This window comes from Dactylosporangium sp. NPDC049742 (assembly GCF_040674675.1).
GTDB classification, from domain to species: domain Bacteria; phylum Actinomycetota; class Actinomycetes; order Mycobacteriales; family Micromonosporaceae; genus Dactylosporangium; species Dactylosporangium maewongense.
Genome location: NZ_JBFANF010000066.1, coordinates 59,021 through 78,205, shown reverse-complemented (window position 1 = coordinate 78,205; position 19,185 = coordinate 59,021). Strand labels below are relative to the sequence as shown.

The window sequence follows — 19,185 nt, the reverse complement described above, 5'->3', positions numbered from 1 at the left end:
CCGGGCCCGCCCACCCGCCCCTCCCGCGGGCCCGGCCCCCCCCCCGGGGGGTGGGTGGCCGTCGCCGTTTCCGGGCGTTGTTCAGGTGATCGGTCAGGTGATCGGGTCGGGGGCGACCTCCGGCTTGGTGGACGGGTGGGCGGCGTCGACGCGCGGGTCGCCCTCGTCGGCGAAGTAGTCCGCCGCGCTGGTGTCGTCGCCGCCGTCGGCGACCGACGCGGCCCGCAGGATCAGCGTGAGCAGCGCCGCGACGATCAGGTTGACCGCGACCGCGACGAAACCGACGTAGATCGTCTTCGCGGAGTCGAAACCGAACTCCTTCAGCGGGAACGCCGAGCCGCCGAAGTGGGCGCGCTTCGTGGCGGCGTTCGGGATCTGGTACAGCATCCACATGCCGAGGCCCATCCCGGCGACCCACCCGCCGATCAGCGCGCCGCGGTGGAACCATCTGGTGAACAGGCCCAGCGCGACCGCCGGCAGGGTCTGCAGGATGATGACGCCGCCGATGAGCTGCAGGTCGATGGAGAACTGCGGGTCGACGAAGACGACGAAGACCAGCGCACCGACCTTGACCAGCAGCGACGTCACCTTCGACACGGTCGCCTCCTGGTGTGGGGTGGCGTCGCGTTTCAGGTATTCGCGGTACACGTTGCGGGTGAACAGGTTCGCGGCGGCGATCGACATGATGGCGGCGGGGACGAGCGCGCCGATGCCGATCGCGGCGTACGCGACGCCGGCGAACCAGTCGGGGAAGAGCTTGTCGAACAGCATCGGCACGACGGTGTTGTTGTCGTTGGTGCCGTTCGGGTTCTTCAGCGGGGTGACACCGGCGGCGATCGCGGCGTACCCGAGCAGCGCGATGAGGCCCAGCAGCAGCGAGTACGCCGGCAGCGCCGACATGTTCCGCTTGATCACGTCGCGGTTCTTGCTCGCCAGTACCCCCGTGATGCTGTGCGGGTAGAGGAACAGCGCGAGCGCGGAGCCGAGGGCGAGGGTGATGTACTGCAGCTGGTTGTTGGCGTTGAGGAGGATGCCGTCGGTCGCCGCCGGGGTCTTGTCGAACTTCGCGTCGGCGGCGTCGAAGATGGCGCCCCAGCCGCCGAGCTTGTACGGCAGGTAGAACACCGCGACGAGGATGACGACGTAGATCAGGGTGTCCTTGACGAAGGCGATGAGCGCCGGCGCCCGCAGGCCGCTGGAGTAGGTGTAGGCGGCGAGGATCGCGAACGCGACGATGATCGGCAGGTGCCGGGCGATCGCGCCCTCACCGGTCACGCCCATCGTCTTGAGCACGGACTCGATGCCGACGAGCTGCAGCGCGATGTACGGCATCGTCGCCACGATCCCGGTGACCGCGATCAGCAGCGCGAGCGTCGGCGACTGGAACCGGGCCCGCACGAAGTCGGCCGGCGTCACGAACCCGTGCCGGTGCGACACCGACCACATCCGCACCAGGACCAGGAACACGAGCGGGTAGATGATGACGGTGTACGGCACGGCGAAGAAGCCGGCCGCGCCGGCCGCGAACAGCAGCGCCGGGACGGCGACGAACGTGTAGGCGGTGTACAGGTCACCGCCGACGAGGAACCAGGTGATCCAGCCGCCGAAGTTCCGGCCGCCGAGTCCCCACTCGTCGAGGTGGTTGAGGTTGTCGGGGCGGCGCCAGCGGGCGGCGACGAAGCCGACCACGCTCACCCCGACGAACAGGATGACGAAGATCGCGATCTCGACCTGATGGTCACGCCACATCGCCGGTCACCGCCGCTTCGTCATCTGGTAGACCAGCGTCGTGGTGCCGACGCCGACGGCGATGATGGCCAGTTGCATCCAGTAGAACCGGGGGAAGCCGAGCAGGCGGGGACTGTCGGCGTTGTACCAGACGGTGACCAGCGGCAGCACGATCGGGATGAACAACAGCCAGTTCCACGGGCTCTTGTCCGCGGCCCGGGGGGTGTCGGGGCGTTCGGGACCGGTCACGGCCTACCTCCTTTGCGGGGGTTGTGCGCGCCTGGCGGGCGGCCAGGTAGATCGACGTAACCTGATCGGCGTCCCGGCCGCTGACCGGTGGGGTCACTGATCGGCGAACGGTCGGTTCCGCGCGCCGTACGGTGTCCTGGATCACACCAACGGGGTTCCGTTCGGTCCCTGCGGCCCTTCCGCGGCCCCCTTCCATGTGCCATCGCGGGCCCTTCCGTGGGCCCGTCGCGTGCCTTCGTGCGCCCTTCGCGTGCCTTCGTGCGCCCTTCGCGTGCCCTTCCGTGGGCCCGGCTCGCGGCGGCGGGCCGGGCGGTCGGTCATCGCGACAGTTCGGCGGGCGTGGCGTTGCCGCCGGTCAGGATCACCGCGACCCGCTCCCCCATCAGGTCGGGCCGGGCGAGGACCGCGGCCAGGGCGGCGGCGCCGGCGCCTTCCGCCTGGGTGTGCGCGCTGCCGGACAGCACCCGCCGGGCCTCGTCGATCGCGTCGTCGTCGACGAGCACGAAGTCGGCGAGCAGGTCCCGCAGGATCTTCTGCGGCAGCTCGAACCCGCGCCCCGTCGCCAGCCCGTCGACCCTGGTCCGGTTGTCCCGCCGCACGCAGGCCCCGGCCCGCCACGAGTCGTGCGCGGCCGGCGCTGCGCTGGACTGCACGCCGACGACCCGGCAGCCGGGCGCGACGGCGGCGGCGACCACACAGGCGGCGGCCGCTCCGGTGCCGCTGCCGACCGGCACCACCACCGTGTCGAGGTCCGGGTGCCGTTCGAACAGCTCCAGGTAGGCGGTCCCGACGCCCGCGATCACGGCCGGCTCGTCGCCCGGGCTGACCAGCCGCCCGCCGACCGTCCTGGCGTACGCCTCGGCGTGCGCCTCCGCCTCGGCCATGTTCTCCCCGTGCGGTGTCACGGTCGCGCCGAGCGCCCGCACCGCACGGATCTTGAACTCCGCGGCCCCGGCCGGCATCACGACGTGCGCCGGGACGCCGAACGCGCGGGCGGCGTACGCGATCGACCGGGCGTGGTTGCCGGTCGAGTACGTGACGACGGGCTCCCCCGCGCCGAGTCCGGCCATGAGGTTGAGCGCACCGCGGACCTTGAACGCGCCGGTCGGCTGCGCGTTCTCGTGCTTGACCACCACCCGGCGGCCCGCGACCTCGTCCAGCAGCGGATACGACCAGGACGGCGTCGCGGGGAGGTGCGGGTCGAGCACCCGCCGGGCACGCAGCACATCGTTGAGACTCACCATGGGTCCAGCTTGCTGTCGGTACCATATATAAATCCAATGCCGAGTTTCTCGGAAACTCATAGGTGGGATCTATGCTTGATGTGACGCGCCTGCGGGTGCTCGCCGCGGTCGCCCGGCACGGCTCGGTCACCGCCGCCGCCGAGGCGCTGCACTACGCCCAGCCGTCGGTCAGCCATCACCTGTCGCGCCTCGAGGCCGAGACGGGCGCGTGTCTCGTGCAGCGCGTCGGCCGCGGCGTGCGCCTCACGCCCGCCGGCCGGCTCCTCGCCGAGCGCGCCGAGGAGATCCTGGGCCGGCTCGACGCCGCCGAGGCCGAGCTCGAGTCGCTGACCGGCCTGACGTCCGGCCGGGTGCGGCTCGCCGCGTTCCCGTCGGCGCTGGGGTCGTTCGTGCCGCTCGCCGCCGCCCGCTTCGCCGCGTCGCACCCGGGGGTCGCGCTGAGCCTGGTGGAGGCCGAGCCGCCGGAGGCCCTGCGACTGCTCAAGGCCGGCGAGGTCGACCTGGCGGTCGTCTTCGACTACGCCGCCGGCGACCCGGCCCCGGACGACGGCGTCCGGCTGACCCCGCTGTTCGACGAGCCGCTGCACCTCGTCACCGGCCTCACCGAGACCCGCGACCTGGCCGGCCTCGCCGACGCCCGCTGGATCGGCGGCTGCGAACGCTGCCGGACGAGCCTCGTCCGGCGGTGCGCGGCGGCCGGGTTCACACCGGAGATCGCCTTCACCACCGACGACTACGTCGCCGTGCAGGCCCTGGTCGCCGCCGGCCTGGGCGTCACGATCCTGCCGGACCTGGCGCTGCGCGCACACCGCTCGGCGGGCGTCCGGGCACAGCCGCTCCCCGGCCCGGGCCGCCGCGTCACCGCCGCCCTCTACGGCACGCCCCCGGACCCGCCCGCCCCAGCCGCCCTGCTCGCCGCCCTCATGGCAACCGGCGCGCCCGCCTAGCCGCCCGGCCCGGTGCCACGCCTGCCGTACACCGGAAGTCGGCGGCATTTGGACCAGCGGCGGGAACGCGGGCTCGTGAGTCTGGGTGAGATCTTCGGACCGGTCGTGACCTTGGTGCTCGCCGTCGGCGCGGCGCTATATCGGCGTGCCGAGGCCACAGACCGGCCCGTGAACCCCGGCGACAGGAGCGGACCGGCACACCCAGCGGCCGGCCACGACCGCACACCCGCTCCATCGGACCCGGCGACCCGCCACGATCCCGCACCGATCCCGGCCGGCGGGCAGGCCACGACGACCTGCCCGGCGCCCTCGCGACCAGTCATGACGCAGCCCGGCCCGGGGGCATGAGAGCGAAGCAGCGCGGGCGGGGGCCTCCGCCGGGCGGCGACACCCGGGGCGTCCGACGGACCCGGGCGCGGCGATCAGGCCTGCCCGCCCGCGCAATTCCTTCAACGGTTCAACGACGCGGGCCCGGGCTCGATGCCCGGCGCGCCGGCGGTGGGAACCGGTTACAACTTGACGCCCAGCAGGGCGTCGACGGCGAGGCGCAGCACGGCGGGGGCGTCGCGGTCGTCGCCGGCGTCGGCGAGGGTGGCGTCGACCCAGGCGTCGACGGCGGCCAGGGCGCCCGGCGTGTCGAGGTCGTCGGCAAGGCGCTCGCGGAGCTGGTCGAGCAGCTCGATGCCGGACGGGCCGATGGAGGCCTTGGCGGCGGAGCGCCAGCGGGAGAGCCGCTGCTGGCCGGTCTTGAGGACGTCGTCGGTCCACTGGCGGTCGTTGCGGTAGTGGTCGGCGAGGAGGGCGAGGCGGACCGCCATCGGGTCGACGCCGTCGCCGCGGAGGCGGGAGACGAAGACGAGGTTGCCCTGGCTCTTGGACATCTTGTCGCCGTCGAGGCCGATCATGCCGGCGTGCACGTAGTGCGTGGCGAAGGGGGTCTTGCCGCTGAGGGCCTCGGCGTGGGCGGCGGAGCACTCGTGGTGCGGGAAGAGCAGGTCGTTGCCGCCACCCTGGACGTCGATGGTGTCGCCGAGCAGGCTCTGGGCGATGACGGCGCACTCGATGTGCCAGCCGGGGCGGCCGGGGCCGAGGTCGCCGCCGTCCCACGCGGGCTCGCCCTCGCGCAGACCGCGCCAGAGCAGCGGGTCGAGCGGGTCGCGCTTGCCGGGGCGCTGCGGGTCGCCGCCGCGCTCGGCGGCGAGGCGGAGCATCTCGGTGCGGGACAGGTTGGACTCGCTGCCGAAGCCGGGCGCGGTCGCGACGCTGAAGTAGACGTCGCCGGTGCCGTCCTCCAGCGCATACGCGTGGCCGCTCGCGATCAGCGAAGACACCTGGCGCGCGATCTGCGGGATGGACTCGACGGCGCCGACGTAGCGCTTCGGCGGGATGATCCGCAGCGCCTCCATGTCCTCGCGGAAGAGGGCGGTCTCGCGCATCGCGAGCACGACCCAGTCCTCGCCGTCGCGGGCGGCGCGCTCCAGCAGCGGGTCGTCGATGTCGGTGACGTTCTGGACATAGTCGACCTCGTGGCCGGCGTCGCGCCAGACCCGGTTGGCCAGGTCGAACGCGAGCATCGTGGCGGCGTGGCCGAGATGCGTGGCGTCATAGGGGGTGATGCCGCAGACATACATGGTGGCGGGCCTGCCCTCGATCCGCACCGGCGCGATCTCGCGGCGGGCGGAGTCGAACAGGGCGAGGGTGGTCGCACCGGCAGCGGTGCGGGGCAGCGTGGGCACCGCCGGTGCCGACCATGAATCCATCCGCCAAGACTATCCGCGGGGTACGACCGAAACATCGGGGAAACCGGTGTGACGAACCTAGCGTAGACAGGGCCTTACATCGGCGGCCACGGAATGGCGTGGCGGTCCTCGTCGGGGGCCGGATACCGCTTCTCCTGCAGCAGCTGGGTGATCCGCAGCGCGACGGTGCCGACCTCGGCCGCGGTCAGGTGCTCCGACAGCGATTCGGCGAGCCCGGCGGTGTACTGGGCGCGCAGCTTCTCCAGCATCTCGATCGCCTCGTCGGGCAGCGGCTCGCCGGCCCAGCCCCACAGGATGGTGCGCAGCTTGTCCTCGGCGTGGAAGCAGATGCCGTGGTCGACGCCGTACACGCGGCCGTCGACGGTGTCGATGATGTGCCCGCCCTTGCGGTCGGCGTTGTTGGCGACGGCGTCGAAGACCGCCATCCGCGCGAGCCGGGGGTCGTCGTCGTGGGCGAGGACGAACGGCCGTCCGCGCTCGTCGCGCGCGCTGAGGATCCGCTTCCACGTACGCGGGACCTTGGCGGCGGGCACGAAGCCGAGGATCGCGTCGTCGGTCTGCAGCTCGTCGTCGATCCACAGCTGGACCATGCCGGTGCCGAGGGGCCCGTCGCGCAGGACGGTCGGCGGGACCACGGACCAGCCGGTGGCCTCGGACAGCAGCCAGGCCGCGTATTCACGGCCGGCGAGGGTGCCGTCGGGGAAGTCCCACAGCGGCCGCTCGCCGCTGACGGGCTTGTAGACGCACCGGGCGACGGTCGACCCGTGCGTGATGACGGCCCGCAGGGTCGCGTTGGACGCGTCCATCAGCCGGCCTTCGATCTCCATGGTGCCGTGGCGGAGCAGCTCCAGCGCCTCGTCCTGGGGCAATGCCGGCACGGCGTCTACCGGCGGTAGCCGTTGTGACGCGGGCAGAGGTGCCCGCGGGCGTCGAGGGGCTGGCCGCACAGCGGGCACGGCGGCCGGCCGGACGCGACGACCCGCTTGGCCCGGTCGATGAACGCGCGGGTCGCCTGCGGCGTCAGCCGGACCCGCAGCCGGTCCCGGTCGGCGCTGCTGAGCTCGTCCTCGTCCTCGTCCTCGGCTTCCTCGGTCTCCTCGTCGCCGACCGCGATGGCCTCGATGACCACGGTCGCGGTGTCGACGTCGAAGGCGAGGCCGAGCGTGCCGACCCGGAACTCCTCGTCGAGGGGGGTGTCGAGCGGCTCGTTGTCGCTGGTGTCGACGGCCGCGGTCTCGGGCAGGTCGACGCCGAAGCGGCGCTGCGCCTCCAGCAGGAGCTCCTCGAGCTTCTCGGCCAGGAGGGTCACCTGCACCTTTTCGAGGGCGACGCTGACCAGCCGCCCGCCGCCGCGTGCCTGCAGGAAGAAGGTCCGCTCCCCCGGCGCGCCCACGGTCCCCGCGACGAACCGCTCGGGCGGCTCAAATGCATACACCTGGTGGCTCACACCGTCACCTCCGCTGCGCTCCGGCGCCGGCGCGAGCTCAACCTGAGCTGCCGATTCGCGGCTCCTCCGCTACGCTCCGGACCGCTCATGCCGTCACCTCCGCTGCGCTCCGGCGCCGGCGCGAGCTCAACCTGAACTGCCGATCCGCGGCTCGTCCGCGACGCTCCGGACCGCTCATGCCGTCACCTCCGCTGCGCTCCGGCACTCCACCGGAACTGCCGATCCGCGGCTCGTCCGCGACGCTCCGGACCGCTCATGCTAGAACTCTATCCGCATGCTTCGGTCAGCGCTCACGCCAGGCAGCAAGATCACACAGAACCGCCCGAACCGCCCCCGACGGCGGCATCCGACGTCGGCTCCTCGTCGATCTTGGGGACGAACGGCGACAGGTCCCCACCGGTGTCGTTCAGCCGCAGGACGAAGGACCGCAGCGGGGTGTACCGGATCACCGTGACCGACGCGGGCTCGACGGCGATGCGCTGGAACAGGTCCAGGTGCATGCCGAGCGCGTCGGCGACGATCGCCTTGATGATGTCGCCGTGGCTGCACGCCAGCCAGACCGCGTCCGCGCCGTGCGACTCGGTGAGCTTGGCGTCCCACGTACGGACGGCGGCGATCGCACGGGCCGACATCACGGCCATCGACTCGCCGTCGGGCCCGGGGAACACCGCCGCGGACGGGTGCGCCTGCACCGTCGCCCACAGCGGCTCCTTGGCGAGCTCCTTGAGCGGCCGGCCGGTCCAGTCACCGTACCGGCACTCAACGATCCCCTCATCCACCGAAATGTCGGAAAAGTCGGGAAGAGCCAGCGACAGCGTCTCCCGGCAGCGCGGCAACGGGCTGGACACCACCGCCGCCAGGGGCAGCTTCGCCGCGGCGAGTCGCTCCCCGACCGCCAGCGCCTGCGCCTGCCCGACCTCGTCGAGCCCGACGGGCTGGTGGCCGGCGAGCACCCCGCTGGCGTTGGTGTTGGTCCGGCCGTGCCGGAGCAGGAGCAGTGTCGTCACGCGGACAAGCCTGCCATCTCGTACGCGCGCATCAGCTGCCGCATGGTCTGCGTGCCGTGCTCGTGGTCGCCGAAGAGCAGCGCCGCCAGCTCGGTGACGCCGGCCTCCTGGTATGCCTTGAGCCGCTCCGCGATCCGCTCGACGGGCCCGATCAGCGACGTGCGGTCGATGAACTCGAACGGGATCGCCGCGGCCGCCTCGCGGTGCTTCTTCGCCAGGTACAGGTCCTGCACCTCGCGGGCGGCGTCGCCGTACCCCATCCGCGTGGCGAGCGCGTTGTAGAAGTTCTGCTCCCGGCTGCCCATCCCGCCGACGTACAGCGCCGCGTACTGACGCACCAGCTCCGCGCACATCTGCGGGTCGTCGCCGACGACCACCGGTACACCGGCGCAGATCTCGAAACCGTCGAGCGTCTTGCCGGCCTTGGCCCGGCCCGCCTCGATCGGCTTCAGCGACTCAGCGGCGAACTCGGGCGAGAAGAAGATCGCCAGCCACCCGTCGGCGACCTCGCCGGCGAGCTCCAGGTTCTTCGGCCCGACCGCGGCGAGGTACACCGGGACGTGGTCGCGGGTCGGGTGCAGGGTCAGCTTGAGCGCCTTGCCCGGGCCGTCGGGCAGCGGCAGCTGGTAGTGCTGCCCGTCGTAGGCGACCGTCTTGCGGGTCAGCGCGAGGTTGACGATGTCGATGTACTCGCGGGTGCGCTGCAACGGCTTGCCGAACCGGACGCCGTGCCACCCCTCGGACACCTGCGGGCCCGACACGCCGAGTCCGAGCCGGAACCGGCCGCCGGACAGCTTGTCGATCGTCGCCGCGGTCATCGCCGCCATCGCCGGCGTCCTGGCCGGGATCTGGAACACCGCGGAGCCCAGCTCGATGCGCTCCGTCTGGCCCGCGAACCACGCGAGCATCGACGGGGCGTCCGACCCGTACGCCTCCGCCACCCATACGCAGGAGAAACCGAGGCGGTCGGCTTCCTGCGCGAGGGCCAGGTGACCGGCCGGTTCATTCCACGCCGCGAGATATCCGAGGTTCAACGCGAGCCGCACAACTGCCTCCCAGGGTCCCCCGTGCGACCCTGCACGGGCGGCACCAAGGGTAGCGGGGGGCCCACCTACCCGCCTTCGGTGGGATCCGGCCGTATCGTTCCACCTATGCAGCAGCGACCGCTCGGCCGTAGCGGGCTGGCGGTATCCCGGCTGGCCCTCGGCACCATGACCTGGGGCCGTGACACCGACGCCGACGATGCGGCCGCCCAGCTGAAGACGTTCCGCGACGCGGGCGGCACGCTGCTGGACACGGCCGACGTCTACGCCGACGGCGAGGCGGAGTCGGTGATCGGTGCCCTCGTCGGCCGGCTCGTGCCCCGCGACGAGCTGGTCATCGCCACGAAGGCCGGCCTGCGACCCGGCATGGCGCGCCGCCGCGACGGCTCCCGCAGCCACCTGCTGCGCGCCCTCGACACCTCCCTCGAACGCCTCGGCACCGACCACGTCGACCTGTGGCAGGTCCACGGGTACGACCCCGACACGCCCCTCGAGGAGACCCTCAGCGCGCTCGACACCGCCGTGCAGACCGGCCGCGCGCGCTACGCGGGTGTGTCGAACTTCTCCGGCTGGCAGACCGCCCGCGCCGCCACCTGGCAGGCCGCCTGGCCCGGCCGTGCCCCGCTGGTCTCCACGCAGGTCGAGTACTCGCTGCTCGAACGCGGCATCGAGCGCGAGGTGATCCCGGCCTGCTCCGCGCTCGGCATCGGCCTGCTGCCCTGGTCGCCCCTCGGCCGCGGCGTCCTCACCGGCAAGTACCGCGGCGGCGTCCCCGCCGACTCGCGGGCCGCGTCGCCGCACTTCGAGCGGTTCGTCGCCCCGTACCTCGACGACCGCTGCGCCGGCATCGTCGAGGCGGTCGCCACCGCCGCCGGCGGCCTCGGCGTGTCACCCCTCGAGGTCGCGCTCGCGTGGGTGCGCGACCGGCCGGGCGTCGTCGCCCCTGTCCTCGGCGCCCGCACCGTCGGCCAGCTCCTCGGCGCGCTGCAGACCGAGGAGATCGAGCTGCCCCGCGAGATCCGCGCCGCCCTCGACGACGTGTCGGCTCCGACGTCGGGCTATCCCGAGCGGCAGACATAATTAGCGCATCATGATCCGTTCGTCGTTGTCGTCGTTGGTACTGGTAGCGCTCCTCGCCGCGTGCGACTCCGGCGCTCCGGTCAGCCACCCGGACGCGACGGTCCCGACCCCCACCTGGGCGCCGGCACCGTCCGTCTCACCCGCCGGGACCGTCGCTCCGGCCGGTGGACCCGCCTCCGCCGTCGCCGTCTCCGGGTCGCAAACAGCGGTCGGGCTGCCGTCCGGCCTCGCCGTTCTGGACACCTCAGGCACTGCGTTGTCGCCCACGGCGGCTCCTGTACGAGCCGTGGTCGCCCTCCCGTCCGGCGGCGGCTTCCGCGCCGTGGCGGGCAGCACCGTGGTGACCGTCGGCGGTGGCGGTCCGGCGGTTCGCTGGGATCTCCCGGCCCCCGGCACCGCCCTCGCCGTGCACCCGTCCGGCTGGACCGCGGTCACCGTCCCCACCCTCGGCGACGTGATCATCCTCTCCCCCACCGGCGCCGTCACCCGCACCATCCACACCGGCGGCCGCCCCGGCAGCGTCGCCCTCACCGGCGACCTCATCGGCGTCCTGGACCCGGCCGAGACGTCACTCACCGTGTACGACGCCACCTCCGGCACCCGCCGCGAAGGCCTCCGCGCCGGCGACGGCGCCGTCACCGTCACCACCGACGACACCGGCAGGTTCCTGGTCCTCGACGCCCGCGACGGCGAACTCCTGGTCTTCGAGACCGGCCCGCTCCTCCTGCGCCAGCGCTACCCCGTCCCCGGCGGCCCGTACGCCCTCGCCTTCGCCCGCTCCGTGTTGTGGGTCACAGTCACGCAACGTAACGAGGTGGTCGGCTACGACCTGAGCGGCGGCACCCCCCGCGAGATCGCGCGCCACCCTACCGTCCGCCTCCCGATCGCCGTCGCCGCCGACCCCTCCACCGGCACGGTCGCCGTCGCCGGGTCGGCTGAAGGGCTGGTGCAGCGCATTTCGCCGTAGCAATATCGGTTCATGGACTACGAATACGTGCCGTTGCGGCTGCCGTCGAACGTCGACCGGCTCACCGCCAACGCACAGCTGACGATCCAGGCCGAATACGGCGGCTGGGAGCTGGCCAGGGTCCGCCTCTACGCGGACGGCACCCGCCAGGTCATGCTCCGCCGCAAACTCACCAGCGACGCCATGCCCGGCCTCAGCACGTAGGCCAGCGGTCCCACCGATCCACCCTCATCGTGCGCGCCCCAGCCGCACGCCGACCACCCACGGCCGGTGAACAACGGGCGCCTAACCGATGACGCCCAGCACCGCCGCAAGGACCCCCGCCCGCTCAGGATGCGCACCGCGATACCTGGCCGCGACCCCGTCCCGCCACTCCGGCACCTCGAGCACGGCCAGCACGGCCGCGTTCTCCCGGATGCCCCGCAGCCGGACCTTCCCGTCCAGCCACTCGCCGATCCCCACCCCACGCTCCCGGCGCTCCCGCACCGCCCGCCGCGCCTCCCCCAGAGCCGCGACCATCACCGCCCTCGACGGCGGCCCAGCCAGCCCGGCCCCGAGCAGCGCAGTGATCGCCTCACTCCGCCGCGCCCCCACATCCTGCTCAGCCCCCACCCGCCAATCCTCGCAGCCCCAGCCCTCAGTCAACGGCACCGGCCACAGCGCCCACCCCCATGATCGAAGGCCACCTCCGGCCACCCGGACAACCACCACCCGACTTCGATCACCAGCCCCGACTGCGCAACCCCGCCGGCGCCGGCCATCGCAATGATGCGCACCGGTCATCGGCGTGCAGCACCGAGTGACACCCTCGACGGCGCTCGACCGCGCACGACAGCGGCCGGAAACATCACCGCACCCACCGCACGGACCGCAACCGCCCGCCACCATGATCCAAGGACACCCCTGGCCGCCCGGACGACCACCACCCGACTTCGATCACGGCCCTGACTGCGCAACCAAACGACGGCAACGCCAGCGCCGGCATTCGACCTCATGCGCACTGATCACCGGCGTGCAGCGACGAGCGACGCCCTCGACAGCGCCCGACCACGCGAGAACAGCCGCCGGAGACCATCACCGCGACCACGGCACGGACCGCAACTACCCGCCACCATGATCGAAGGACACCCCTGGCCGCCCAGACGACCACCACCCGACTTCGATCACGACGACCATGACCACGATCGATCCGCAGACAAGTCCAAGACCACCCGAGCACTGGCTGCGGTCGGTGTGATGCGCACGGGTCGTGAAACCAACGTCGGCGGGTGCGGCGTCGGCGGTCGGTCTGATGTGGGTGGGTTGTGAAAGCCAACGACGGTGTGGAAGCACCGAAGGACGCCCTCGATGGCGCTGGACCATGTGAGGACGGCGGCCGGGGAACATCACCGCAACCACGGCACGGACGGCAACCACGCCACCTGGCGCCCGCTCCCAGCCTGAGCGGAAAGAACCCACCTCCGCGCTGGCCTGTCCGGTTACCCAGAAGAATCGGCAACCCGCACGCGGACAGCACCTGACGCCGACCAGATTCGCCCGCGGCCCTGCGCCGGGCTGGACTGGACCGCCGGAGCCCCGAACGCCCAACGCACCCGGCGGCAACAGCGGCGGCACGTTCGACGACTACATCGTGCTCGGGACTCCGAGACCTTCCGGACGCTTGACTCAGGCGCAGCGGATCAGCGGCGGGCGGCGGGCTTGGTGGTCTGGTTCGGAGGCGTCGCCGCCGGGTGCCGGCCCCCGTGTTACGTGGGCTCGGGTGACGGCACCAGCGACGAGATGTGACCGACGGCGTGGGCCGACGGCCGAGGGCTGACGGCCGCGGCCGGGCCGGCACGGTAGGTGCGGGGCCCGGCTGCGGCGGTCGGTCAGCGGTCGGCCGACTCGGTGTTCTTGTCGGAGGCCTCGCCCGTGGCTGGCTCGTCCTCGTCGAGGTCCTCGTCCAGCTCGACGAACGCGTGCTCGTCGAGGCGGTCGACGACGCGGTCCTCGGCGCCGACGGCGAAGGGGCCGGTGCCGTCGTTGTCCTCATACGCCTCGGGGTCGAGCGGGGTGGCCACCTCGGCGACGACGACCACGCCGTCGAGGGACTCCAGCTCGGGGATGTCGAGGGCGCCGAGCGAGCCGTCGCCGGCCTGCATCAGCTCGAGGACGGCCTCGCCGACCGTCTCGACGGAGGCGGTGTCGCCGTCGCCGGGGTTGGTGCGGCGGGCGGCGTCGGCGAGGCGGAGCAGGGCCGCGACGCTGGGGACGCGGTAGTCGCGGCGCTGGCGGACGGAGATGATCTGCGGGTGCGGGTCTTCGGCCTCGGTGCCGTCGACGCCGCCGATGCCGACGCCGAACTGGCGGTCCGCCTCGTCGGGGTCGATGGCCTCGACGTCCCACGGGGTGACCTCGCCGAAGGCGTCGAGCAGGAGCTCGTCGTAGCCGTTGGAGGCGTTGTTGAGCTCGACATAGGCGCGCCACACCTCGTCGTCGTCGGCCCGCCCGTCGGCGGCCTTGACCGCGGCAAGGTGGTCGCGGGCCGCCGTGATCACGCGCTCGAGCGCGGCGTCAAGCTCCGCGTGCCGGTCGGTCATGATGGGACTCCCCCTGATATCGGTGGTGGGACGGTCGGGTTGATCAGGATTGCTGCAGGAACCTGTCGAGGACTCGCACGCCGAACTGTAGTCCCTCCAGGGGAATGCGCTCGTCAATGCCGTGGAACAACGCGCCGAAGTTCAGGTCGGCGGGCAGCCGCACGGGTGAGAAGCCGAAGCAGCGGATGCCGAGCTTGTCGAACTGCTTGGCGTCCGTGCCGCCGCTGAGCATGTACGGCACGGGCAACGCGCCGGGGTCCTCCGCCTTGAGCGCAGCCGTCATCGCGTCGACGAGGGCGCCGTCGAAGGTGGTCTCCAGCGCGGCCTGGCGGTGGATGTACTCCAGCTCGATGTCGGGGCCGACGAGGTCGCGCAGCTGCTGCTCGAACACCTCCGACTGCCCGGGCAGGGTGCGGCAGTCGATGGTGGCGGACGCGCGGCCGGGGATCACGTTGTCCTTGTACCCGGCGGCGAGGCGGGTCGGGTTGGCCGTGTTGCGCAGCGTCGCGCCGATGATCATCGCGATCGGCCCGATCTTCTCCACGGCCCGCTCGGGGTCGTCGAGGTCGAGCTCGATGCCGAGGATCTCCGACACCTGCTCCAGGAACGCGCGCACGGTCGGCGTCATGATCACCGGGAAGCGGTGCCGGCCGACCCGCGCGACGGCCTCGGCGACCGCGGTCACCGCATTGTCGTCGTTGATCATCGAGCCGTGCCCGGGGCGCCCCTTGGCGTGCAGCCGCAGCCAGTCGATGCCCTTCTGCGCGGTCTCGATCAGGTAGAGGCGCTGGTCGCCGCCGACGCTGACGGAGAAGCCGCCGACCTCGCCGACCGCCTCGGTCACCCCGTCGAAGTAGTGCGGGTGCTTCTCGACGAGATACTGCGCGCCATAGGTGCTGCCGGCCTCCTCGTCGGCGACGAAGGCCAGCACCACGTCCCGCGGTGGCTTGCGGCCCTCGCGGCGCATCTGCCGTACAAGAGCCAGGACCATCGCGTCGAAGTCCTTCATGTCGACGGCGCCCCGCCCCCACAGGTAGCCGTCCTTGATCTCACCACCGAACGGGTCGACGGACCACTCGGAGGCGTCGGCGGGCACGACGTCGAGATGTCCGTGGATCAGCAGCGCGTCACGTGTCGGGTCGCTGCCCTCGAAGCGGGCGACGACGCTGGCCCGGCCGGGCGCGCTCTCGTGGATCTGCGGATCGAGGCCGACCTCGGCGAGCTTCTCGGCGACATACTCCGCGGCGAGCCGCTCCCCGGCGCTCGTCTCCAGGTCGCCGGTGTTGGTGGTGTCGATGCGCAGCAGGTCGCGGCAGAGCTCGATGACCTCGTCGGTGGCGTCCATGAAGAAGTCATACCAGGCGGCTGTGACAATTTCGGCGGGTGGTCCGGTGGGCTACCACGAAGCGTCACCGGACCACACGGACTTCACCAGCCGAAACCGGCCGCGTAGCTCACCGAGGCGAGCACTGCCTGCCCCGACGCGTTGGGGTGGAAATAGTCCCAGGTCGAGATCTGCGACAGCTGGAACGGGTAGCCGAAGACGGCGCCGCCGTCGTACTTGCAGTTGGCGCCGTACGCCGCACAGGCCGACGCCAGCTGGCCGTTGAAGTCGGCGACCCGCTGCCGGACGCGGTCGCGCCGCGCGGTGTCGGCGGACGCGGTCGACGTCGGGTTGGCCAGCATCGACTGGCAGATGCCGAACAGGCCCCAGGCCGTGCGCGCGCCGGAGCTGTCCTTGCCGACCTGCCAGAGCCGCTTCAGGTCGGGCACGCTGATGAGCAGCACCTTCGCGTCGGGCAGGCCGGCCTTCAACGTGCCGAGGGCCGCGTCCAGCGACGCCCGGAACCCGGCCACGCTGGTCATCGTCGACTCCGACGAGGTGCAGGCGTCGTTGGCGCCGATCAGGATCGTGACGTAAGCGACGCGCTGCGAGACGGCGGTCTGGGCCTGACCTGGCATGTCAGCGGCTTTCGCCCCGCTTTTTCCGTCATTGTACGACTGGCCGTCGATCACCGGGTTCACCGCGCGGATCCGCAGGAAGTGGCTGTTGACGGAGGCTGTGCTGCCCGTGCTGAACGAGCGGGACGGGCAGTCGGCGAACCATCCGCACGCGTTGAACCCGCGGGTGATGGAGTCGCCCATGCTGGCGATCGATCCGGGTGGCGGCCCGGCTGCGGCGTACGCGGGGGCGGTGGCTCCCAGCAGCACGACCAGGGTGGCGGCGAGGACGGTCAGTCCCCGCCTGGTGAGGGACATGGCGGCCCCTCTCCTTAGCAGGTGGCGGCCGGCTTCCATCGAAGGCGGTACATGGGAGCGTACTGGCCGGTAACCGTTCGTTTCAAGAAGTTGCGCCTCGGGTACCGACGCGGCAACGACAACGAACGATCGAGGAGGCGCACGTGAGTGCCGCACCGCTGCCGCCGCTACCGCCGGTGCCGGGCATCGAGGACGACGAGGTCGTCTTCGGCGGACCGAGCATGCTCGACCTCCTCGACGAGGACCACCAGCAGCTCGCCCAGCTCTGCGACCGGCTCGCGACCCCCGGCGAGCAGGAGAAGGCCAGGCCGCAGGACATCGAAGACGTACTGGTGGCGACGCTCGCGCGGCACCTGTCCGCCGAGGAGCAGTACCTCTACCCGACGGTCAAGGCCGTCCTGCCCGACGGCGACCCGATCGCCTCGCAGGAGGTCGCCGCGGACGCGGAGCTGCTCCTCGCGCTGCAGCGGCTGCACGCGACCCCCGCCGCCTCCGGTGCCGAGTACCACGACGCGCTGGAAGCGGTCGCCACCCACGTCCGCTCGCACGCGGACCGCACCGGCAAGGGGGTGTTCCCCCGTCTCCGCGAACAGTGCAGCGACACCGAGCTCGTCCGGCTCGGCAACCGCGTCCTGATCGCCCGCGGCGCCGCACCCACCCGACCCCACCCCAACACCCCGGCCAAACCGCCGCTCAACAAGCTCGTCGACCCGGCCGTCGCCGTCGTCGACAAGGTCCGCGACGTCCTCACCCGCCGCACCACCTGGCCCGAGGACCTGGCCGGCTGACCGGCCGGCTGATTGCGTTTATCGATCTCTCCCCGGAGGTACAAGACCATCATGGCTACTGTTCTGTGGATCATCGCTGTGCTCATCGGCATCGCCGGCGTCGTCGCACTCCTCCGCCGGCAGATCCTGTGGGGCATCATCCTCATCGTCGTCGCCCTGCTCGTAGGCCCGGGCGGCGTGAGCATCTTCAACGTTTGACGTCGGGTGGCCGGCACCCCCCACCGGCCACCCAGGCGAAAGGGCCCCGGCGCTCCCCCCCTCCGCCGGGGCCCTTTCGCGTGTCGCACCCCCCGATTCGCCAAGATCCGCGTAGACCGTGTAATGTCTCCGTCGGCCAGCCGGGCGGTGAGAAAGCGACCGGGTAGGATGGTCGGAGCAAGTCGAAGTGGCGGAATGGCAGACGCGCTAGCTTGAGGTGCTAGTGCCCGCAAGGGCGTGGGGGTTCAAGTCCCCCCTTCGACACCAATTTGTGATATACGTGCGCCATCCCAGTGTCCCGTGTTCAAGCGTGCTTGAACACGGGATTGTTGTATCTCTGCCACCGACACCTGCCGATCGCTGCGGTCGGGGGTGTTCACGGTGACGCGTCGACCGATCGCTCCCGTCGTCCCTCCCAGTGCTTTCAGCGCCCAATCCTCGACCTCTGGCGGGACCACTCTCCGCCGTCCACCGCTGCCATTGGCGGACCTCGGACGTCCAATCACCCGGGCGTTGGAATTCGGGACAGCGACGATCGACAATCACGGTCGGATCGCCGACCGGGCCTTGGTTCGGGCGCTGGGGTGGGCGCCTGGCACGCGGCTGCATATGCGGGAGAGCGGTGGTCTGCTGCTGGTCGCAGCGGACCGGCAGGGTGTGTTCAGCGTCAGTGGTCAGGGGCACGTGGTGCTGCCGGCTGCGGTTCGGCACTGGTGCCGCCTGCAGGTGGGCGATCGGGTGTTCGTGGTGGCCGATCTGGGGACGAAGGTGCTGGTGGTGCATCCACTCGAAGCGGTCGACGCCATGGTGGCCCACCTTCACGCGACCCGGATTTCCGAGGACGACCGATGACGGGCCCGGGTGTCGCGCCGGCTGGGCCGGCGGACGTCGAGGCGGCGCTGCTGCTGTTGGGTCGGCTGGGCGTCTCCGTCGACGATCTGGTCAATGGGCGGCCGGCACCATCCGCGGTCCCGACCTTCGCCGAATACATTCCGGTGGTGTCCGCGGCCGTGGGCGATGGCAGTCGACGGGCCTACACCAGTTACTGGAATCGGGTTCTGGAGCAGTGGTCGGCTCGACGGCTCGACGAGGTTGTGCCCTCGGACATCGAAAAGCTGGCCGAGTACGTCAAGGCGCACCGAGTGGTGCGCAGCAACGCACGCGGCGGACGGAGCGCCGCGGAGAACCTGATCACCGCGTTGCGGTGCGTGTACCGCCGCGCGGTGGCAGACGGCTACCTGACCGAGGCGCAGAACCCTGCGCTCAGGGTGGCGAAGCCCCAGCGGTTGCAGAGCACCCGCCGCGCCCTGGCCGACACCCGGATCGCAGAGATCAACCAGATCGCCGCGACGACCGGTGATGATCCGGTCCTGGACAGCCTGCTGTTGCGACTGCACACGGAGACGGCGTGCCGGCGCGGAGGTGCGCTGGCGCTGCAGCGGTCGGACCTGGATGAAGAACAGTGCCTGATCCTGCTGCACGAGAAGGGTGAGACCGTTCGCTGGCAGCCGGTCTCCCCCACACTCATGCGGCATCTGCAGCAGCACGCTGCCGACCGGTGTCCATCGTCGGCCGGGCAGTTGCTGCGATACCGAGACGGTCGTCCGATCACGCGCCGCCGCTATGACCATCTCTGGGTTCGCGTCGGCCGGCACCTGCCATGGGTGGAGAAGCAGCAGATCAGCACGCACTGGCTGCGGCATACGACCCTCACCTGGGTCGAGCGGAACTTCGGGTATGCCATCGCCCGCGACTACGCCGGACACGCCGGCAGCGGCAGCGAGGCCGGATCCACGGCAACGTATGTCCGAGCCAGCCTCCAGGAGATCGCGGCCGCGCTGGCCGCGCTCACCGGTGAAGCTCATCCGCTGGCCACATAGCTCCTCCCG

At 71.6% G+C, this 19,185-nt stretch carries 20 protein-coding genes and 1 tRNA gene; 9 read left to right on the top strand and 12 right to left on the bottom strand.

The features are described from left to right. Positions 1-93 precede the first annotated feature (93 nt). The 3 genes from mctP to AB0J72_RS48015 form a co-directional block, all read right to left on the bottom strand. Positions 94-1,749, bottom strand: a complete 1,656-nt coding sequence (mctP, locus tag AB0J72_RS48025; protein WP_363412536.1) for a monocarboxylate uptake permease MctP — start codon at positions 1,747-1,749, stop codon at positions 94-96. Between the two features lie 6 nt (positions 1,750-1,755). Next, the gene (locus tag AB0J72_RS48020) at positions 1,756-1,977 is read right to left on the bottom strand and encodes a DUF3311 domain-containing protein (RefSeq protein ID WP_033357190.1); all 222 of its coding nucleotides are present in this window, start codon (positions 1,975-1,977) and stop codon (positions 1,756-1,758) included. A 317-nt stretch (positions 1,978-2,294) separates the two neighbouring features. Next, a complete protein-coding gene (locus AB0J72_RS48015) occupies positions 2,295-3,221 on the bottom strand; it encodes a pyridoxal-phosphate dependent enzyme (protein WP_363412533.1) in 927 nt (308 codons plus the stop codon). 71 nt (positions 3,222-3,292) lie between these two features. Here AB0J72_RS48015 and AB0J72_RS48010 point away from each other — a divergent pair, with 71 nt between their 5' ends. Beyond that, positions 3,293-4,168 carry a LysR family transcriptional regulator gene (locus AB0J72_RS48010; protein ID WP_363412531.1) on the top strand — a complete coding sequence of 292 codons (876 nt, stop codon included), beginning with the start codon at positions 3,293-3,295 and terminating at the stop codon, positions 4,166-4,168. A gap of 509 nt (positions 4,169-4,677) precedes the next feature. Here AB0J72_RS48010 and mshC read toward each other — a convergent pair. The 5 genes from mshC to AB0J72_RS47985 all read right to left on the bottom strand — a co-directional run bounded on the left by mshC (position 4,678) and on the right by AB0J72_RS47985 (position 9,428). After that, entirely contained in the window at positions 4,678-5,928 is a 1,251-nt protein-coding gene (gene mshC / locus AB0J72_RS48005; RefSeq protein WP_363412529.1) for a cysteine--1-D-myo-inosityl 2-amino-2-deoxy-alpha-D-glucopyranoside ligase, read from the bottom strand. Positions 5,929-6,002: 74 nt separating this feature from the next. After that, positions 6,003-6,806 carry an SCO1664 family protein gene (locus AB0J72_RS48000; RefSeq protein WP_363412527.1) on the bottom strand — a complete coding sequence of 268 codons (804 nt, stop codon included), beginning with the start codon at positions 6,804-6,806 and terminating at the stop codon, positions 6,003-6,005. Between the two features lie 5 nt (positions 6,807-6,811). Next, positions 6,812-7,375, bottom strand: a complete 564-nt coding sequence (locus AB0J72_RS47995) for a DUF3090 domain-containing protein (protein WP_363412525.1) — start codon at positions 7,373-7,375, stop codon at positions 6,812-6,814. Positions 7,376-7,683: 308 nt separating this feature from the next. Beyond that, positions 7,684-8,382, bottom strand: a complete 699-nt coding sequence (locus tag AB0J72_RS47990) for an MSMEG_4193 family putative phosphomutase (RefSeq protein WP_360559819.1) — start codon at positions 8,380-8,382, stop codon at positions 7,684-7,686. Next, positions 8,379-9,428, bottom strand: coding sequence for an LLM class F420-dependent oxidoreductase (locus AB0J72_RS47985; RefSeq protein WP_363412523.1), 1,050 nt, complete (start codon positions 9,426-9,428; stop codon positions 8,379-8,381). The genes AB0J72_RS47990 and AB0J72_RS47985 overlap by 4 nt, the downstream gene beginning before the upstream one ends. A gap of 105 nt (positions 9,429-9,533) precedes the next feature. Between AB0J72_RS47985 and AB0J72_RS47980 the strand changes: the two genes are divergently transcribed. From AB0J72_RS47980 to AB0J72_RS47970, 3 genes are read left to right on the top strand one after another with little or no spacing between them, the layout of a single operon-like run. Then, a complete protein-coding gene (locus AB0J72_RS47980; RefSeq protein ID WP_360559817.1) occupies positions 9,534-10,505 on the top strand; it encodes an aldo/keto reductase in 972 nt (323 codons plus the stop codon). Positions 10,506-10,515: 10 nt separating this feature from the next. Further along, positions 10,516-11,472, top strand: a complete 957-nt coding sequence (locus AB0J72_RS47975) for a hypothetical protein (RefSeq protein WP_363412521.1) — start codon at positions 10,516-10,518, stop codon at positions 11,470-11,472. A 12-nt stretch (positions 11,473-11,484) separates the two neighbouring features. Then, on the top strand, positions 11,485-11,676 hold the full coding sequence (locus AB0J72_RS47970; protein WP_327010753.1) for a DUF5703 family protein: 192 nt from the start codon (positions 11,485-11,487) through the stop codon (positions 11,674-11,676). Positions 11,677-11,757: 81 nt separating this feature from the next. Here AB0J72_RS47970 and AB0J72_RS47965 read toward each other — a convergent pair whose 3' ends face one another. The 4 genes from AB0J72_RS47965 to AB0J72_RS47950 all read right to left on the bottom strand — a co-directional run bounded on the left by AB0J72_RS47965 (position 11,758) and on the right by AB0J72_RS47950 (position 16,310). Beyond that, on the bottom strand, positions 11,758-12,084 hold the full coding sequence (locus tag AB0J72_RS47965) for a hypothetical protein (protein WP_363412519.1): 327 nt from the start codon (positions 12,082-12,084) through the stop codon (positions 11,758-11,760). 1,256 nt (positions 12,085-13,340) lie between these two features. Next, positions 13,341-14,051: a hypothetical protein gene (locus AB0J72_RS47960; RefSeq protein ID WP_354902677.1), complete on the bottom strand. Its 711-nt coding sequence runs from the start codon at positions 14,049-14,051 to the stop codon at positions 13,341-13,343. A 43-nt stretch (positions 14,052-14,094) separates the two neighbouring features. Then, complete coding sequence (locus AB0J72_RS47955; protein WP_363412517.1) at positions 14,095-15,396, bottom strand: M20/M25/M40 family metallo-hydrolase; 1,302 nt, start codon at positions 15,394-15,396, stop codon at positions 14,095-14,097. Between the two features lie 83 nt (positions 15,397-15,479). Then, positions 15,480-16,310 carry an SGNH/GDSL hydrolase family protein gene (locus tag AB0J72_RS47950; RefSeq protein ID WP_363412515.1) on the bottom strand — a complete coding sequence of 277 codons (831 nt, stop codon included), beginning with the start codon at positions 16,308-16,310 and terminating at the stop codon, positions 15,480-15,482. A gap of 143 nt (positions 16,311-16,453) precedes the next feature. Here AB0J72_RS47950 and AB0J72_RS47945 point away from each other — a divergent pair, with 143 nt between their 5' ends. The 5 genes from AB0J72_RS47945 to AB0J72_RS47925 all read left to right on the top strand — a co-directional run bounded on the left by AB0J72_RS47945 (position 16,454) and on the right by AB0J72_RS47925 (position 19,176). After that, on the top strand, positions 16,454-17,098 hold the full coding sequence (locus tag AB0J72_RS47945) for a hemerythrin domain-containing protein (protein ID WP_363412513.1): 645 nt from the start codon (positions 16,454-16,456) through the stop codon (positions 17,096-17,098). A 51-nt stretch (positions 17,099-17,149) separates the two neighbouring features. Further along, a complete protein-coding gene (locus tag AB0J72_RS47940; RefSeq protein WP_169788941.1) occupies positions 17,150-17,296 on the top strand; it encodes a GPGG-motif small membrane protein in 147 nt (48 codons plus the stop codon). 181 nt (positions 17,297-17,477) lie between these two features. Continuing rightward, positions 17,478-17,563: transfer RNA gene (locus AB0J72_RS47935), tRNA-Leu, on the top strand. 246 nt (positions 17,564-17,809) lie between these two features. Further along, the gene (locus tag AB0J72_RS47930; RefSeq protein WP_363412511.1) at positions 17,810-18,148 is read left to right on the top strand and encodes an AbrB/MazE/SpoVT family DNA-binding domain-containing protein; all 339 of its coding nucleotides are present in this window, start codon (positions 17,810-17,812) and stop codon (positions 18,146-18,148) included. Beyond that, positions 18,145-19,176, top strand: coding sequence for a site-specific integrase (locus AB0J72_RS47925; protein ID WP_363412509.1), 1,032 nt, complete (start codon positions 18,145-18,147; stop codon positions 19,174-19,176). Before AB0J72_RS47930 ends, AB0J72_RS47925 begins: the two co-directional genes overlap by 4 nt. Positions 19,177-19,185: the final 9 nt, after the last annotated feature.

Excerpts from the sequence above, each read along its gene's own strand:
- mshC (WP_363412529.1), bottom strand. The coding sequence starts at position 5,928 with ATGGATTCATGGTCGGCACCGGCGGTGCCCACGCTGCCCCGCACCGCT.
- mctP (WP_363412536.1), bottom strand. The coding sequence starts at position 1,749 with ATGTGGCGTGACCATCAGGTCGAGATCGCGATCTTCGTCATCCTGTTC.
- AB0J72_RS47955 (WP_363412517.1), bottom strand. The coding sequence starts at position 15,396 with ATGGACGCCACCGACGAGGTCATCGAGCTCTGCCGCGACCTGCTGCGC.
- AB0J72_RS47940 (WP_169788941.1), top strand. The coding sequence starts at position 17,150 with ATGGCTACTGTTCTGTGGATCATCGCTGTGCTCATCGGCATCGCCGGC.
- AB0J72_RS47970 (WP_327010753.1), top strand. The coding sequence starts at position 11,485 with ATGGACTACGAATACGTGCCGTTGCGGCTGCCGTCGAACGTCGACCGG.
- AB0J72_RS48015 (WP_363412533.1), bottom strand. The coding sequence starts at position 3,221 with ATGGTGAGTCTCAACGATGTGCTGCGTGCCCGGCGGGTGCTCGACCCG.
- AB0J72_RS47975 (WP_363412521.1), top strand. The coding sequence starts at position 10,516 with ATGATCCGTTCGTCGTTGTCGTCGTTGGTACTGGTAGCGCTCCTCGCC.
- AB0J72_RS47925 (WP_363412509.1), top strand. The coding sequence starts at position 18,145 with ATGACGGGCCCGGGTGTCGCGCCGGCTGGGCCGGCGGACGTCGAGGCG.
- AB0J72_RS47960 (WP_354902677.1), bottom strand. The coding sequence starts at position 14,051 with ATGACCGACCGGCACGCGGAGCTTGACGCCGCGCTCGAGCGCGTGATC.
- AB0J72_RS48010 (WP_363412531.1), top strand. The coding sequence starts at position 3,293 with ATGCTTGATGTGACGCGCCTGCGGGTGCTCGCCGCGGTCGCCCGGCAC.
- AB0J72_RS47950 (WP_363412515.1), bottom strand. The coding sequence starts at position 16,310 with ATGTCCCTCACCAGGCGGGGACTGACCGTCCTCGCCGCCACCCTGGTC.
- AB0J72_RS47980 (WP_360559817.1), top strand. The coding sequence starts at position 9,534 with ATGCAGCAGCGACCGCTCGGCCGTAGCGGGCTGGCGGTATCCCGGCTG.